This window comes from Amycolatopsis coloradensis (genome assembly GCF_037997115.1).
GTDB classification, from domain to species: Bacteria; Actinomycetota; Actinomycetes; order Mycobacteriales; family Pseudonocardiaceae; genus Amycolatopsis; species Amycolatopsis coloradensis_A.
The window spans coordinates 1016563-1030950 of the sequence record NZ_CP150484.1; the positions used below are offsets into that span (position 1 = coordinate 1016563).

The 14388-nt window shown below is 68.5% G+C and carries 17 protein-coding genes; 8 read left to right on the forward strand and 9 right to left on the reverse strand.

The window, feature by feature from the left end; translation table 11 throughout:
* Positions 1-78: 78 nt before the first annotated feature.
* Both LCL61_RS04545 and LCL61_RS04550 read right to left on the reverse strand, forming a co-directional pair.
* On the reverse strand, positions 79-231 hold the full coding sequence (locus LCL61_RS04545) for a hypothetical protein (RefSeq protein ID WP_340685667.1): 153 nt from the start codon (positions 229-231) through the stop codon (positions 79-81).
* A complete protein-coding gene (locus LCL61_RS04550) occupies positions 231-398 on the reverse strand; it encodes a hypothetical protein (RefSeq protein WP_340685668.1) in 168 nt (55 codons plus the stop codon). The genes LCL61_RS04545 and LCL61_RS04550 overlap by 1 nt, the downstream gene beginning before the upstream one ends.
* Positions 399-1054: 656 nt before the next feature.
* Between LCL61_RS04550 and LCL61_RS04555 the strand changes: the two genes are divergently transcribed.
* The 3 genes from LCL61_RS04555 (at position 1055) to LCL61_RS04565 (ending at position 3252) form a co-directional block, all read left to right on the forward strand.
* On the forward strand, positions 1055-1552 hold the full coding sequence (locus LCL61_RS04555; protein ID WP_340685669.1) for a hypothetical protein: 498 nt from the start codon (positions 1055-1057) through the stop codon (positions 1550-1552).
* Between the two features lie 144 nt (positions 1553-1696).
* The gene (locus LCL61_RS04560; RefSeq protein ID WP_340685670.1) at positions 1697-2386 is read left to right on the forward strand and encodes a sigma-70 family RNA polymerase sigma factor; all 690 of its coding nucleotides are present in this window, start codon (positions 1697-1699) and stop codon (positions 2384-2386) included.
* Between the two features lie 95 nt (positions 2387-2481).
* Entirely contained in the window at positions 2482-3252 is a 771-nt protein-coding gene (locus tag LCL61_RS04565) for a hypothetical protein (protein WP_340685671.1), read from the forward strand.
* On the opposite strand, the gene LCL61_RS04570 is transcribed toward LCL61_RS04565, so the two are convergent.
* Entirely contained in the window at positions 3242-3763 is a 522-nt protein-coding gene (locus LCL61_RS04570; protein WP_340685672.1) for a hypothetical protein, read from the reverse strand. The genes LCL61_RS04565 and LCL61_RS04570 overlap by 11 nt on opposite strands.
* Before the next feature lie 38 nt (positions 3764-3801).
* Here LCL61_RS04570 and LCL61_RS04575 point away from each other — a divergent pair, with 38 nt between their 5' ends.
* A complete protein-coding gene (locus tag LCL61_RS04575) occupies positions 3802-4239 on the forward strand; it encodes a MarR family winged helix-turn-helix transcriptional regulator (RefSeq protein ID WP_340685673.1) in 438 nt (145 codons plus the stop codon).
* Positions 4240-4299: 60 nt separating this feature from the next.
* The gene (locus LCL61_RS04580) at positions 4300-5472 is read left to right on the forward strand and encodes a helix-turn-helix domain-containing protein (protein ID WP_340685674.1); all 1173 of its coding nucleotides are present in this window, start codon (positions 4300-4302) and stop codon (positions 5470-5472) included.
* Here LCL61_RS04580 and LCL61_RS04585 read toward each other — a convergent pair.
* A complete protein-coding gene (locus LCL61_RS04585) occupies positions 5469-5852 on the reverse strand; it encodes a hypothetical protein (RefSeq protein WP_340685675.1) in 384 nt (127 codons plus the stop codon). The two genes, LCL61_RS04580 and LCL61_RS04585, sit on opposite strands and share 4 nt — an antisense overlap.
* A 237-nt stretch (positions 5853-6089) precedes the next feature.
* On the opposite strand from LCL61_RS04585, the gene LCL61_RS04590 reads away from it, so the two are divergent.
* Entirely contained in the window at positions 6090-7124 is a 1035-nt protein-coding gene (locus LCL61_RS04590; protein ID WP_340685676.1) for a DUF3068 domain-containing protein, read from the forward strand.
* Here the strand turns inward: LCL61_RS04590 and LCL61_RS04595 are convergent.
* Complete coding sequence (locus LCL61_RS04595; protein ID WP_340685677.1) at positions 7118-7816, reverse strand: class I SAM-dependent methyltransferase; 699 nt, start codon at positions 7814-7816, stop codon at positions 7118-7120. The genes LCL61_RS04590 and LCL61_RS04595 overlap by 7 nt on opposite strands.
* Positions 7817-7964: 148 nt before the next feature.
* Between LCL61_RS04595 and LCL61_RS04600 the strand changes: the two genes are divergently transcribed.
* Complete coding sequence (locus tag LCL61_RS04600) at positions 7965-9122, forward strand: glycosyltransferase family 4 protein (RefSeq protein WP_340685678.1); 1158 nt, start codon at positions 7965-7967, stop codon at positions 9120-9122.
* 43 nt (positions 9123-9165) lie between these two features.
* Here the strand turns inward: LCL61_RS04600 and LCL61_RS04605 are convergent, their stop codons facing one another.
* Genes LCL61_RS04605 through LCL61_RS04615 form a run of 3 tightly spaced genes read right to left on the reverse strand, consistent with a single transcriptional unit; the run spans position 9166 to position 12106 of the window.
* On the reverse strand, positions 9166-10227 hold the full coding sequence (locus LCL61_RS04605; RefSeq protein ID WP_340685679.1) for a hypothetical protein: 1062 nt from the start codon (positions 10225-10227) through the stop codon (positions 9166-9168).
* A gap of 4 nt (positions 10228-10231) precedes the next feature.
* On the reverse strand, positions 10232-10411 hold the full coding sequence (locus LCL61_RS04610) for a hypothetical protein (protein WP_016335312.1): 180 nt from the start codon (positions 10409-10411) through the stop codon (positions 10232-10234).
* A gap of 3 nt (positions 10412-10414) precedes the next feature.
* Positions 10415-12106: a hypothetical protein gene (locus LCL61_RS04615; protein WP_340685680.1), complete on the reverse strand. Its 1692-nt coding sequence runs from the start codon at positions 12104-12106 to the stop codon at positions 10415-10417.
* A gap of 68 nt (positions 12107-12174) precedes the next feature.
* Between LCL61_RS04615 and LCL61_RS04620 the strand changes: the two genes are divergently transcribed.
* The gene (locus LCL61_RS04620; RefSeq protein ID WP_340685681.1) at positions 12175-13374 is read left to right on the forward strand and encodes a polysaccharide biosynthesis protein; all 1200 of its coding nucleotides are present in this window, start codon (positions 12175-12177) and stop codon (positions 13372-13374) included.
* 5 nt (positions 13375-13379) lie between these two features.
* On the opposite strand, the gene LCL61_RS04625 is transcribed toward LCL61_RS04620, so the two are convergent.
* Positions 13380-14285: a hypothetical protein gene (locus LCL61_RS04625; protein WP_340685682.1), complete on the reverse strand. Its 906-nt coding sequence runs from the start codon at positions 14283-14285 to the stop codon at positions 13380-13382.
* Positions 14286-14388 lie beyond the last annotated feature (103 nt).

A 14388-nucleotide genomic window follows, 5' to 3' on the forward strand; every position in this document is an offset into this window, starting at 1 on the left:
GACAGACGGTTAGAACCGCCTTTATCACTCACGACCCCCTCGCGAACCCACGCGAATGCCTCAAACCGGGCACTGGATTCAAAGAAGGGTGTCCCTTGTGGACGGTCGCTGGAACTTCGGTTCCGGCATGGACCTGCTCGGCGCGACGGTCGCGATCCGTCCTTGCGTCTCCATCCGCGCCCGAGCGTTGGGGTAACCGGCGTAGTAGCCGGGCACGACCCGTCCCACCATCAGCTCTTCGAAGGGACGAACTCCACGTCGGCTGACTTGAGCCGTTCGAGTGCCGGGCTTTCGCCCCGTTCCGCGGCGGGCGCGACCGCGAGATTCTGCTCGGCCGCCGCCCACGACGACGCGCCGAGGTAAAGGAGCTTACGGGCACGATCAGGGCGGTCAGGCACCACGGACACACTCGCCAGGCCAGGACGGTGCTGGCGAACTCCTGGAGACCTCGGATGTGGGTCAGCACCTTGTCGCGGAAGTCCTCGTCCGTGAGGAACCGGTCGGACAGCTTGTTGACCACGGCCCGCAGGGCGCGCAGGATTCGGCGCCTGCCGCGATACTTGGGCTCCAGCCAGGCGATGCTCCGGAGTCTCGACGCGCGGAACAGCGGGGTCACGACGGTGTCCAGCCAGTGCGTGACAGCGAGCGACAGGGTGCCGAGAAGGTAGGCGGCGAAAGTGGCGGCCGCGAAGACCGCGGCCTTTCCCGCCCAGGACCCGAGGTCCAGCAGGTCCCGGTAGACGCCGGAAGCCTGAGCCGATGGAGGCAGGCCCGGCCGCGGGGCGAGCCAGAGGCCGAGAAGCCAGACGTATCCCGCGGCGAGCGGTGCCCGGAGCTCCCGCAGCCCGGGAAGAAGACTCGACAGCATGGCCCTCCGCCCGCCGACGACCGGTCGCACCAGGCGATGTCACCCGGTCTCTCACCGTTACAGAACCCGCGACGTGAGCCGAACGGCGCAACCCGCACCTCCACCCGCGCCAATCCGGCGGGCCTTCGGGTTTAGCGCTCGCACCGCGGGGTAACGGGAATCGGCACGACGAATGAGGGGCCCGACATGACACCCACTGCCAAACGCGCGCACACCGTCGCCCGCGATCTCCTTTCGCTCACCAGATCGGGTGAAGCCGACCGGCTCGCCACCGCGCTGGTGTCCATCGCTTCCTCCACCCGGCGCGCACCGGCGTTCGGCGACGTCGTCGGACGACTGGTCGACACGTTCTCCTTGGCGGCCAAGGATCGCCGCCGGTCGCTGCGGATCGGTGAACCGTTCACCCTGCGACTGCGGGATCACGCGGGTATGGCGGTCCGGCCGGACCGGCTCGATCCCGGCGTGGCCGCGATCGTCCGCGCCATCGCCGCCAGTGTCCGCGACGACCGGGTCACCTGCGCCGACCAGATCGACGAGGCCTGCGAGAACGCCGATCTCGACCGGCGGATCCGGGTTCTCGCGCATTGCCTGGTCTGGACGTCGGATCTCCTCAGCACCGATACCACCGCCTATCCCCCAGTACTGTCCTGCTTCAAGGTGGCGCGCGACCAGTGTCCACAGTAGACATTGCGCGGTTCGGATGACTTCCGGCCCGTCGTGTGGACATCCCTCTCGGGGAGCGGCAAGCTGGACCACCGCGCACGAAGTCCCAGTCCCCGATGACGGGCGCACCTTGGCGGCCAGTTCCCCTGAACCAGGAGTGCAGACTTGGACGAGGTAGCGCCATCGACGGTCCCCGCGGACTCCCGTGCCGCCGCCACGGCGGGGCGACTGCCCAACCCGGACAGCAGAGTGGTCCGGGCGGCCGTGGCCGGTGATCCGGACGCGATCCAGGAGTTGACCCGTTTCCTTTGCCCACACGTGTTCCGCTACTGCGCGAGCAGGCTCGGGAGCGCTGGAACGGGCGCTTGCGACGCACAGGACTGCGCACAGGAGGTACTGCAGGCGGTCCTGATCGCCTTGCCCCGCTACCGGTACCGCCCGGACCGGTTCCTCGCGTTCGCCCTCGGGATCGCCGGGCACAAAGTGGCCGATCTGCACCGGCGCCGTTCCCGCGAACCGGTCGCCTCCGTCCCGGAGATCGGCGACGGGCTGCCACTCTGGACCCGCCGCGACCCGGACGAGATCGAACGCCTGGAACACCGGCTGCAGGCCGGTGTCCTGCTGGCGAGATTGCCGATGCCGCACCGGCAGGTGCTGGCGCTCCGGTTCGTGTTCGGGCTTTCGGCCGAGGAGACGGCCGAACGGCTCGGCCTGCCGAGCGCGGGAGCGGTCCGCGCGGCCCAGTTCCGCGCGCTCGCGCGGCTTCGGACACTGCTCACCGAGCGGAACGCCCGTTACGCGAATGATGTCCCAATCATCGAACAGGCCGCCGAACCGGAGCTCGTCCCGGTATAGAACCGTCCACTTCGGACGGTTGATTTCTTGTACGCGCCTTGTACGGGGATCCGCCATCCTGTCCCCCTATTCGGGGAAACCACTGGAGGACAGAGATGAAGATCCGATCGAGGATCGCCAGGGGCGCGGTGGGCACGATCGCCCTGGCCGGGGCGATCATGCTCGGCGGCGCGGGCGAGGCGCTCGCGGCGACGGGCACGGTGAACACCGACTCCGGGGTGGCGGTGACCGTGCGGTCGAGCCCGAGCACCAGCGCGAGTTCGGTCGGCACCGTCGCGAGCGGCACCGCCGTCACGATCGACTGCCAGACGAACGGCTCGACCGTGACCGGGAAGTACGGCACCACCGACATCTGGGACTACGTGCCGTCGAAGGGCGGCTACATCAGTGACGCCTACGTCTACACCGGTTCGGACGGCCGCGTCGCCCCGGACTGCGCCGGCAGCACCCTTTCCTGCTCCACCGCGGGCACCGGCAACCCGCGGACCTGCGCCGAAGCCGTCGCTTGGGCGAAGGCGCACGTGCACACGAACAACGATCCCGACTACTACCGCTGGTGCGACCGGATCAACGCGTGGGCCTACGGCTGGACCGCGAGCGGTTCGGAAACCGCCTATGTGCACTGGACCCAGATCCCGGGTTCGTACAAGCACCCCGGTGACACCCAGGTCCCCGCGGGCGGGCTCGCGTTCTTCAGCAACGGCGGCACCGGGCACACGATGATCTCCATCGGCGGTGGCAAGTTCCTGTCGAACGACATCCACGGTCCAGGCAGCTTCACCGAGACCACGATCTCGGAGATCAAGAACGCGTGGAACTACACCTATCTCGGCTGGTCGCAGCCGTGGTTCAAGATCAACCACTGAGCGCGCGAGTGGCCTCGAAACGCTGCCGGACGAAGGGGTCCTCGTCCGGCAGCGTTTCCTCCGCCCGCCAGGAGAACCTCTCGCCGGTCAGCTCGGAGAAGATCCACCGGCGCCGGACACCGTCGGTGTCGGCTTCGATCTCGAAGCCGTCCTCCGTCGGCTTCCCGAGGAACGGGATCACCCAGCCCTTGCCGGGGCCGAGCCAGGTCGACCGGAACGCGCCGATCTTCTCGTCGTAGAAGCGCAGGCTCATCCCCCACTCCCCGTCCATCCCGTCGCCCCTGCTCGCCCGGGCGGGACTGATCCACACGTCGGCCAGCGCACGGCCGTCGAGCGCCCAGCCGAAATGCCATTCACCGTCGACGGTTCGGACACTCCCGTCCTCGGCGTAGTTGTGCACCACGAGATCCCAGCTGCCGATCAGCGGCTCGAACACGCCCAGCCGTCCGGCGAGTTCGGGACGCGGCCCCTTGGCGGTGAAGACGGCGGCGATCCGTTCCGTGACGTCCATACGGGCCAGGATGACAATTTGACAGTATGCTGTCAAACATGACCGACTTCGTCCACGACTACCGGCTGCTGATCGCCGACGTCTACGAAGTGGCGGGCCTGAGCCGCCGGATCAGCGAGCGGGAGGCCAGCGGACTGGGCACCACGGTCGCACGCTGGCACGTGCTCAGCACGGTGTCCGAGGAACCGCTCGCCGTCCCCGCCATAGCGCGGCGACTCGGACAGGTCCGCCAAGCCGTGCAACGCGTCGCGGACGACCTCACCGAGGCGGGCCAGCTTCGCGCGGAGCCGAATCCCGCCCATCGCCGCTCGCCCCTGTACGCCATCACGCCCGAGGGCACACGGTTGCTGGAGCGCCTGTGGGACGCGAGTGAATCACGGCGTCGCGCCGTGCTCGACGACAGCGGTGTCACCCCCGATGAGCTGCGGCAAGCCCGCGACACACTCCGCAGGTTGTCAACGGCACTCAGCTCGTGAAACCGCCCTTTCGTCGCATCGTGATAAAAAGCGGCCACTCGATCGGGTTAGAGTTGACGGATGGGCACCGAAGCTCTCGCTACTCCCGCACCCCGGGAGCAGCGTGTGCTCATGCAGGCGATGCTCACCCGGCTGCCCGAATTCAGTGATCGGCTCGCCCAGCTCCTCAGCGACGAGGACGAGTTCTATCACCAGGTGGACAGCACCGCGCCGGACGAGTTGCGCAAGGTCTGCCGCGCGAATCTCGAACGGGCGCTGACCGCGCTCGTCGAGGGGCGGGGACTCCCGCTCGACGCGGCCCGCAAGACCGGGCTGGCCCAGGCCAGGCAGGGTATCCCGCTGCCGTCCGTACTCCGCGCGTTCCGGATCGGCGGGATCTTCGTCTACGAGCGTCTGCTGGAGCTGGCCGGCCCCGGCTTCATCAACCCCGCCCGCACGGTGGAGATCAACTCCAACGTGTGGAAGACCATCGACCTCTACTCCGACGCGCTGACCACCGCGTACAGCGAGGTCGCCGCCGAACTCTCCCAGGAGAAGCTCGCCCTGCTGGACGGCCTGCTGCAGGGCCGGTTCGCCACCCAGGCCGAGCTCGAGAACGCCGCCAAGGAACTCGACCTCCCGGCGTCGGGCACCTTCGTCGCCGTCGTGACCGAATCCATCGAACCGGACGAGCCGCCCGGCGTCGAAGCCCTGCTGCGAGCCCGGCGCTGGAAGTCGGCCTGGCGGCCCGGCGCCGGGGTCGGCCTGGTCGTGATCGACCGCGTCGAGGACGTCCGGCGGCTGCGCGACGTACTGGGCACCCTGCCGCTGGCGGCGGGGATGAGCAGACCTTTCAACGGATTCCTCGAGATACCGGACGCGGTACACCGCGCCCGGATCGCCCGCCGCTCACTGACCACCGGTGCCGCCGGCGTCGCCGTCTTCGGCGACTCCCCGGTCACCACGCTGGTCGCGAGCGCGCCGGAGATGTCGCGGGACGTCCTGCGCTCGGTGCTGGCCGGGCTCCTGGTGCTGCCCAAGCCGGAACGGCAGGTCCTGCTCGACACGCTGGTCGCGTGGTTCGCCGGGCACGGCTCGGCCAAGGAGGCCGCGGACCGGCTGATCGTCCATCCGAACACGGTCCGGTACCGGCTGCGCCGGGTGCAGGAACTGACCCGGCGCGACCTGTCCGACCCGGTCGACGTCGGCGAGCTCTACGTCGCGCTGGAGGCGGTCCGGCTGGCGGACGCCTAGCTCCTTCTCTCCGGCGCCATGTCGGCGTCGATGATCCTCGCGAGATCCAGCAGCGTGTGCCCAAGACCGGGCCGCGCGGTGAGCCGCACCGCGAGGGTCCGGCCGCGCGCGGTCGTGGCGACCGGCAGGGTCACCTCGGGGTTCGCCGATCTCGTCCACTGTGGACGTCTGCCGGCCGCGGACAGGACGATGTCGGGATGCGGGGACCGCCGCCCGGGGCGCCACCGTGATCTCCTGGCGTCGAGATCACGGATCACGTTGCCGTGCAACGAAAGCAGCGCGGCGACGTCGGCGACCGCGTCGCGGAGCTCGATGTCGGTGATCGAATCCGAGTAGGCGCCGATGTCCAGCGCGCGGGGATCGTCCAGGTCCTGCGGCACAGAGTTCCTTTCCACGCACCGGAAGTCGTCCGATGGTGGTCCCGCTCACGTTGTTCCCGGGAACAAACATGTTTGGCTGCCTGCGCCGAATGGCGGCGCGCGTACCGCCTTCCGGTCGCACGCGGTGCCTGTGACCGCCGGTCACACCTTTGACGCTGACCGGCCCAGGAGCCAGTATCTGGCGACTGATTACCGATGGGTAATGTGGATTTTTCCGTGGTCTCACCAGGAGGACCGTTGCGTCGAGCGTTGAGCCTGATCTTCTTGGCACTAGGGGTGTTCGCCGTCGCCGGCGCGGTGTTGCTGCCGACCTACGTGAAGCCCGAGCTCGCCAAGGTGCCGCTGAACCAGGAATCGACGTCGGTCCTCGAAGGCACCGCGTCCAAGGTGCTCGCGGTGAAGACCGAAGGCGGCAAGACCGTCACGGAGATCCGTGACGACGCCAAGCTGAAGGCGACCGCCCGCGTGGTGGCGAACTTCGCGCCGCCGGAGATGCGGGAGGGCACGGACGTCGCCGTGTGGCTGATGGCCGTCTCGGTCGTCGACACCAGCGACCAGACCGTGGTCAGCGCGAGCAAACGCCAGGTCTGCTTCGACCGCCGCACCGCGGAGGGGTACCTCCCGCCGGGCGGTGACCAGGAGGCGAAGTGCTCGGCCAACAGCAGCTTCGTCACCAAACTCAAGGAGAAGCCCGAAAAAGAGGGCGAGAAGCCCGAGGAGGTCCAGGAGTACAAGCCGCAGCCCGGCCTGAACTTCAAGTTCCCCTTCGGCACCGAACAGAAGGATTACCAGGTCTACGACGACAACACCGGCCGCCCCGTCCAGGCCCGCTTCAAGGGTGTCGAGGACATCAAGGGCGTCGAGGTCTACAAGTTCGTCCAGGAGATCCCCGACACGAAGATCTCGACCAAGAAGGTGCCGGGCTCGCTCATCGGCGCCGCCGGCGACTCCGTCGAGGCGGGCCAGTTCTACCAGGGCACCATCACGAGCTGGATCGAGCCGGTGACGGGGATCCAGGTCAAGCAGGAACAGCGGTCGCACCAGGAACTGCGGTCGGCCGCGAATCCCACGCCCACGGTGGTCTTCGACGGCAAGCTTGCCTTCACCGACGCGACGGTCGACGCGATGGTCAAGCAGGTGGACGAGAACAAGGGCAAGCTGGACTTCATCGGGAGCACCGGGCCGATCGTGCTCGGGATCGGCGGCGCGGCCTTCCTCGCGCTTGGGGTCTTCCTGCTGGTGAAGCGCCGCCCCGCACCCTCACGTCACTGACGCTTGCGCAGCACCATCACCAGATTCCACGACGCGACTTCCCGGATCCCGGGGACGTGCGCGATCCACTGGGCCCAGGAGGGGTGATAGCGCGGGTACACCTCCTGGAGATCGGCGAGCGGCGCGGCCTTCCCCCACCGGATGGCCGCGCCGGCGGAAAAGGCGAAAAGGCTCTCCCCGAATTTGTTCTTCGGCTCCTTGCCGTTCTTTTCGAGATAACGCCGCCGGGCGTAGTGGCCGCCGAGGAAATGCCACGGCGCCGTCTCGTGACCACCCCACGGCGAATACCACGGCGTGAACGAGGCGAAAATCGTGCCGCCGGGTTTGGTCACCCGGCACATCTCGGCCAGCATGACCTCGGGTTCGGAAACGTGTTCGAGGACGTTCGACGAATAGCAGACGTCCACGGACGCGGTGCGCACCGGCAGATTCGTCCCGCTGCCGCGGACCATGTTCTCACCTGCCTCTCCGCGCGCCGTCAGCTCTCCGACGTCGGGATCTATGCCGAGGTACGTGGCTCCGGCGGCACGAAACGCATCGGAGAAATAGCCGGGCCCGCCACCGACGTCGACGATGGTCCGTCCGTTCAACGGAGTGTGCCGCGCCAATTGACGGACCGAGTCACCGGCGAGCACCGAGTAGAAACCGTCCGGATCCGTCTGTTCGGTGAGAAAGGCCCGGAACAACGTCACCGATCTGCGCAAAGTGGCGCGATGAGGCATCGTTGCTGGGGTCACCGACCGATTACCGACCATCGAACCATCGCTTTCCGAGAATGATTCCTCTACCGTGTACGCACCGGTAACCTAGCATTGTCGCTAACAGGTTGGGAGAACCACGATGGAAAGGCCACGTGTGCTGCTCGTCAACTGGCGCGACACCGGGCATCCGGAGGGCGGCGGCTCCGAGCGGTACGTCGAGCGGATGGCCGAAGGACTCGCCAAAGCCGGATACCGGGTCGAGATCCAGTGCGCCGCGTACCCGGGCGCGAACGCCGGGGAATGGCGCGACGGTGTCCGCTATCGCCGCCGTGGCAACAAGTTCGGTGTCTACCTCCATGCGCTCCGGGCGATCCGTAAGGCGCACGCCGACCTCGTCGTCGACGTCCAAAACGGGATGCCGTTCTTCGCCAGGCTCGTCGCCGGCTGCCCGGTTCTCGTGCTGGTGCACCACGTCCACAAGGAACAGTGGATCAGCGCGCTCGGCGAGACGCTGGGCCGTATCGGCTGGTGGATCGAGTCGCGGCTGGCGCCGTGGCTGTTCCGGCACTGCCGCTACGTCACGGTTTCCGAGATCACCAAGGGCGAACTGGCCGGACTCGGTATCGAAGGCTCGCGGATCACCGTGGTACCGAACGGGTTGGACACTCCCCCGCGCGGCAAGGCCGTCCGCGAGACCGAGCCGACGCTGGTCGCGGTCAGCAGGCTGGTACCGCACAAGCGGATCGAGCACGCGATCGACGTCGTCGCGGAACTGAGCCGGCGCTGGCCGACGCTGAAGCTGGAGATCGTGGGCCAGGGACCGTGGGAAGAGGTCTTGCGCAAACACGCCCGCGACCGGGGCGTCGAAGACCGCGTGCGGCTGCACGGCTGGGTGGACGAGGACGAGAAGCACGAGATCCTGGAACGGTCCTGGCTGCACCTCTGCCCGTCGGTCAAGGAAGGCTGGGGAATCGTCATCATGGAGGCCGCCGCGCACGGCGTGCCCTCGGTGGCCTACCGGGCGGCGGGCGGGGTGGCCGAATCCATCGTGGAGGGCAAGACCGGGCTGCTGGCCGACGACTTCGCCGATTTCACCGCACAGGTGGACGGGCTGCTCGCCGACCGGGTACGGCGGACCGAGATGGGCAAGGCAGGCATCACGTGGGCGAGCCTGTTCGACTGGGAACACAGCGTGAACCGCTTCGAATCACTCGTGCGCGACGTGGCCGGGGTGACCATCCCCCACCCCAGGGTCCTGACGCCTGCCGGCGGAGCTGAGGTCTTGTCCGGAAAGTGACCATAGGCGTGAACCCGCTGTGTCGAATCACCGGCGGATTCACCTACAGACACTGACGCCGCAAGGCTTCCACGATCCCGTCGGCCAGGTCGGCCGTGGCGGCGTCGTCGAAGTCCTTGCGGCGTGCGCGCACGGTGACGGTGCTCGTCTCGCCGACGGTCACCGCACCGAACGCCACGCCTGAGCGGCCGCTGGCGGCGGGATAGAACGCGATCGACGTGACCGCGTCCGCCGCTGAAACGACGCCGAGATTGGAAACCAGGTAGGTCGAACCGAGCCTGCTCGCCAGCAGACGGGTGCCCAGCCGGGCGATCCTGCTGCTGCGGGCGGGAAAATCGGGTTCCGGCGGCTGCGCGGCCAGCAGCGCACCCACTTCGGCGACCGTGGGTTTTCCGCCGAGCCGCAACCGGAAGAACGCGCTGTCGTGCAAGGGTTCGGGCGCGGCTCCGCTTCGCCAGGACGCGCCGACCGCGGCCACCACCCTGACGGCCTCCTCGCCGTGCCGGGCGTTCCACGTCTCGGTCAGCTTGGCGGCGGCCGCCGCGAAGGCGGAGGATCCGAATCGCGAGCGAGGGAGAATCCTCGCACTGAACACGTCTCCTGAGCGACTTTCCGCCCGTTCCGGGGTGATTCTCGCCGGAGGCGCGAAAAGTGCTTCCGCGAGGCGCTGGAAGGCGGACACGAGAAAGGACCGATCGGCCGTGCGTGCGCCGATTCCCTTGGCGGCGGACGAGATCGGGATGTCCAGGGCCAGCCCGAGAACGGCGAGCAGGCCGAGACCGTCGAGGGCGCCGTGATGCGCGGCGATCAGCACGACGGGCTCGTCGACGCCGACCGCGACCCGGATCAAGGGCGCACCGCGTTCGTACGAGGTCTCGGCGAACCGATCGCGGATCGCCGGAAGTTCTTCGCCGGAAACGGCCACGACTTCGGGAGCGGCGCCGAGCCACGGCCGTTCCTCGACCGCGACCGCGAGCCGCATGCGCGCCTTTTCCGGCGTCAGCACCGAAGACAGTCTCGCTTCCAGGAGGATGCTCCAGGAAACGGTGGGGTCGCCGTAGAGCCCGACGACCCGGCCGGCGTGGTCGGAAGCGAGCTCGGACACCGGCTCAGCGGTTGCCGTAAATAACGTGCTCGGGGCTCGAGTTCGGGTTGAACTGCTCCTTGATCTTCGCCTGCACCTGAGGTGCGGCGTCCGGATCCGCGGTGTTCGTCAGCGCGTAACTCCCGCCCGCGGCCGTCGCGAGCCCGATGATGACGGCGGCTGCCGCGCCGATGAGGGTGCCCAAGACCTACTCCTTCCGAGACAGGGAATTCCTGCGTCGGCTCAATGTACGCACCGGTAACTTAAGGCACAACAGTGCGGCCGCGATCGATAACAGCGCTACTCCGTTTGCCAGCGCCACGGGGATCGGTGATCGCGCCCCGGTCACGACGGGCTCACCGGGAGTGCGGTGAAGCGTGAGCCAGTCACCGGACCACACCGGTTCCGCGCCGGTCAGCAACCGCGGGTCGACCCGGCCCGGCGTCCCGTGTTCGACCAGGATCCAGCCGATTCCCGCCGCTGACAGGTCTTCCGCCGACCGCGCGGCACGGACACGGTCCATTCTGGAATCCTCGCCGGAGATCTCCTCGCCGCCGACGCGCAGTGTGTCGTCGACGAGGACGGTCTCGGGCAGTGCCCGCGGCGCCGGATCCAGCTGTGTCCGGTGGTCGTTCCAGGCGAAACTCCGAAACGTGGACAGCGGTAGCGTGACGACGTCGCCGGGCCGGTCGTCTTCGGCGAGCACCCGATGGACGGCGTTCCAGTCATCCGGGTAGCGCACCGCTTCGAGCCTTCCCCAGCCGCCCCAGGCGAGATCGGGCATGGTGAGCAAGGGAAAGAGCCCGGCGGCCACGACGAGCGCCCCACGCGCCGCCCCGGTCCGCAGGCGCGCGGCGGCGGCTTCGACCGCCAGCGCGAACCCGAGCGCGACCGGAAGCGCCCACCAGGCCACCCATTTCTGCGCGTCCCGCAGCAGTCCCGCGCCGGGGACGTGTCCCATCGCCCAGGAGAGCACAGGCTCGCCGAACGGCAGTGTCGCCAGCGCGGCGAGCACGACACCGAGAACTCCCAGCAACAGCAACGCTCTCGCCGGCGGTGTCCCCCACTTTCGCGCGAGGGGGCGGAGCCCGGCCAGCGCCACGGCGACCGTGACGAGGATCAGCACCGGGGTTATCGGCGCGCCCCGGCTGCCGGGGACGACGTCACCGTTCCAGATCCCGCCGAGCCCCAGCACGCTCAGGATCGCCGGGCCCCAGCTTTCCGCGCGGGCACTGAAGGCGGCCACTCCGGCGGGATCGGACAGCGTGCCACCGTCGTGCAGGAGGGTCGGGACGAGCCACGGAAGGTTGAGCACGACAGCGAGACCGAGGGTATGGCCGAGTTTTCGCGGTCCGGCCAGCGCGATCGCGGTGAGCGCGGCCAGCACGCCGCCGGGTGGCGTGAGCACCGCGGGGGCACAGGCGAGCATCAGCCCTGCGAGCGCCCTCGGTTCGTTCCGGCGCAGCGAAAGCGCGGCGCGCACGATCCACGGGAGGCAGGCGTAGGTGAGCAGGAGCGGCCAATGCCCGATGAACAGGCGCTCCGCGAAATAGGCCGTCCACGCGTAACCGGTGGCCGCGACGATCCGCGTACCGAGTTGCTCCGTCGGGACCAGCCGCCCTGCACCGTATGCCGCAAGGAACAGCGAGAGCAGCAAAACGATTTTCTGGACGACGTCGCCGGGAACGACCGCTGTCGCGAGCGCGATCACGGCGTCGGCGGGAACCGATCGCGGCAGGGCGGAGCCGAGCCCGAGCGCGTCCGGGATCAGCGACTGACGCTGGGCGAACACCATGTCGTAACTCAGGACGAAACCGCGTCCGAGCACGGGCAGGAACACCAGCGACGCCAGCCCGGCCGACACCGCGGCCAAGGCGAGACGTTCGCGCCGTGCGTCCAACTGCTCTTCCCTTTCCGCCTCGATCGCGGTTATGGTCGCCCGATTACTCGCCGGTAATGGGAGCACCGTTGAGCGTAGACGTCGAGGTCGAAGAGACCAGGACCGACAAGCGTGTCGCGGCGATCCTCGTCTCGCTCGCGCTGGCGGCCAACAACGCCGGCGCCTACGCGCTGAGCATCATCGCCGCCCGGCTGCTCGCGCCGAGTGCGTTCGGCGAGCTGAGCTCGCTGCTGGCGGTGCTGGTGATCGGCGTCGTCCCCGCGATGGGTCTGCAAACCGTCGTCGCGCTGCGGGTCGCCCGCAAACCGCGGGACAGTGGGACACTCCTCGCGCTCGGCCTCACGACGAGTGCCATCGTGGCGACCATCGGCCTGCTCCTGGCGCCGGTGCTGGTCTTCGTGCTGCACCTGGATTCCGTGGTGCCCGCGCTGCTGCTCGCCGTCACACTCGGCCCGCTGACGCTGCTCGGCCTCTTCCACGGCCTTTTGCAGGGCAGCGGCCGCTTCGCCCTCCTGGCCGGACTCATGGCGCTCGAAGGGGCTGGGAAGGTCGGCGGCTCGCTGGTCGGCCTGCTGATCGGCGGTGACGCCACCGGCGCCCTGGCAGGCACCGCGATCGGCTCGTACCTGGTGATCTTCTGCGGCTGGGTCCTCTGTGGACGGCAGCGACCGCGGAAGGCGGGCTGGCACGCGGGCGAAGTCCTGCACGCGGCGCAGGCGATGCTGGCGCTGGTCCTGCTGGTGAACCTCGACCTGGTGCTGGCGCGCCACACCCTCCCCGCGACCGAAGCCGGCGAATACGCACTCGGCGCGATCGTCACGAAGATCGCCTACTGGCTCCCCCAAGCCGTCGGCGTCCTGGTCCTCCCCCGCTTCGCGAACGGCGACGACCGCCGCCGCATCCTGCCCGCCGCCCTGGCCGTCTGCGCCGCCCTCGACGCCGTCGTGCTCCTCGTCTCGGTGGTCGCCGGCCCACGCCTGCTCTCCTTCATCGGCGGCTCCGGCTACGCCGCCAGCACCATGCCGGTCTGGCCGTTCGCCCTCGCCGGCTCGATGCTCGCACTGGTGCAGATCCTGCTGTTCTCGCGCCTCGCCGCCGGTGACCGGCGGGTGACCGTGCTGATGTGGACGACCGTCGTGGTGGAAACGGTGCTGGTGACCGCTTGGCTGCACTCGTCGGCTGTTCAGGTGGTGACCGTCGCTGCCTGCTGCGCCGGGGGTCTGGCACTGTCCGGTGCCGTCCTGGAGTTGCGGTCGCGTCGCGCTTGACCGGCTCATCCGATGTGCACGTCGGGTCGTGGACGCCGCTGAGCACTGCGAAACGCTGCTCTGAGCTCGTCCAGGACCAGATTCGGTTCGGTACGGATACGGGACGGCAAGGTTTGGAGAACGACGATCCCTGCCGCGGCATAACGCGCGTTTCGCGCGAGGGTCGCACGGAACTGATCACCTCCGGAATGATAGCCGCGGGAATCGACTTCCCAGGCGAACCCGACCTCGTCGCACCAACCATCCGGCTTCGCGACGAACCGGCCTGTCGCATCGAAGACCTTCACGTTCCAGCGGAACGCCGGTAGCCCTGAACGCGCCCACAAGCTCCACGCGTCGGCCTCGGCGACAGAGTGCGCGCCGCCCAGAATCGGCGCCAGTCCCCGTAGCAGTCTCGCGTCGAATCGAGACCGCTCGTCGATCTCGACGGCGAGCGCCCGCGGCACGCAATGACGCTCTTGCACCGCTTCGGCCATCATCGCCACGATCGGATCTAGTTCGGGGGTTCGTCGTGCCGCGTCGATCACCGCCCGCGGCACGGGAGCGGTGGGAACACCGGCTCTGATCCGCGGTACCGGCAGGCGTCGCGTCCGTTCGACATGGACGAACCCGGTACTGGCGATTGCTCTTCCGGCCGGTACGAGGACATGCACGTCGCCGAAATCCGGCAACTTTTTCAAGCCATAACGCCTGAGCGCGGACACGCCGGTGAGCATCGAACTTTCACGCGCATGAATCAGGCCGGCCTCGATCCGCTGTTCTTCGGTCGGCTCACCGTTCCCGAGCAGCACGACTCCTGGCAGCAACATCCGCCACACACCACCGGGCTCACACCGGCGCCAGATCGTTCTTCTGGGCACACCGAGCTCTTCGAGCCGCTTTGCCTCGACCACGGCCTGGCCGCTCGTCATCAGTGGGTGCTGCGCCCACTCCCCTCTACGCACATGATCAGCTTGAGCCAGCCCACCGACAGAAAACGCGGACTCATGTCGTGACCGGTCCGGTGAAGCGGGG

Bases quoted from the DNA above. Each gene is read 5' to 3' on its own strand.
- LCL61_RS04545 (WP_340685667.1), bottom strand. From the start codon at position 231: ATGGTGGGACGGGTCGTGCCCGGCTACTACGCCGGTTACCCCAACGCT.
- LCL61_RS04555 (WP_340685669.1), top strand. From the start codon at position 1,055: ATGACACCCACTGCCAAACGCGCGCACACCGTCGCCCGCGATCTCCTT.
- LCL61_RS04565 (WP_340685671.1), top strand. From the start codon at position 2,482: ATGAAGATCCGATCGAGGATCGCCAGGGGCGCGGTGGGCACGATCGCC.
- LCL61_RS04570 (WP_340685672.1), bottom strand. From the start codon at position 3,763: ATGGACGTCACGGAACGGATCGCCGCCGTCTTCACCGCCAAGGGGCCG.
- LCL61_RS04575 (WP_340685673.1), top strand. From the start codon at position 3,802: ATGACCGACTTCGTCCACGACTACCGGCTGCTGATCGCCGACGTCTAC.
- LCL61_RS04580 (WP_340685674.1), top strand. From the start codon at position 4,300: ATGGGCACCGAAGCTCTCGCTACTCCCGCACCCCGGGAGCAGCGTGTG.
- LCL61_RS04600 (WP_340685678.1), top strand. From the start codon at position 7,965: ATGGAAAGGCCACGTGTGCTGCTCGTCAACTGGCGCGACACCGGGCAT.
- LCL61_RS04625 (WP_340685682.1), bottom strand. From the start codon at position 14,285: ATGACGAGCGGCCAGGCCGTGGTCGAGGCAAAGCGGCTCGAAGAGCTC.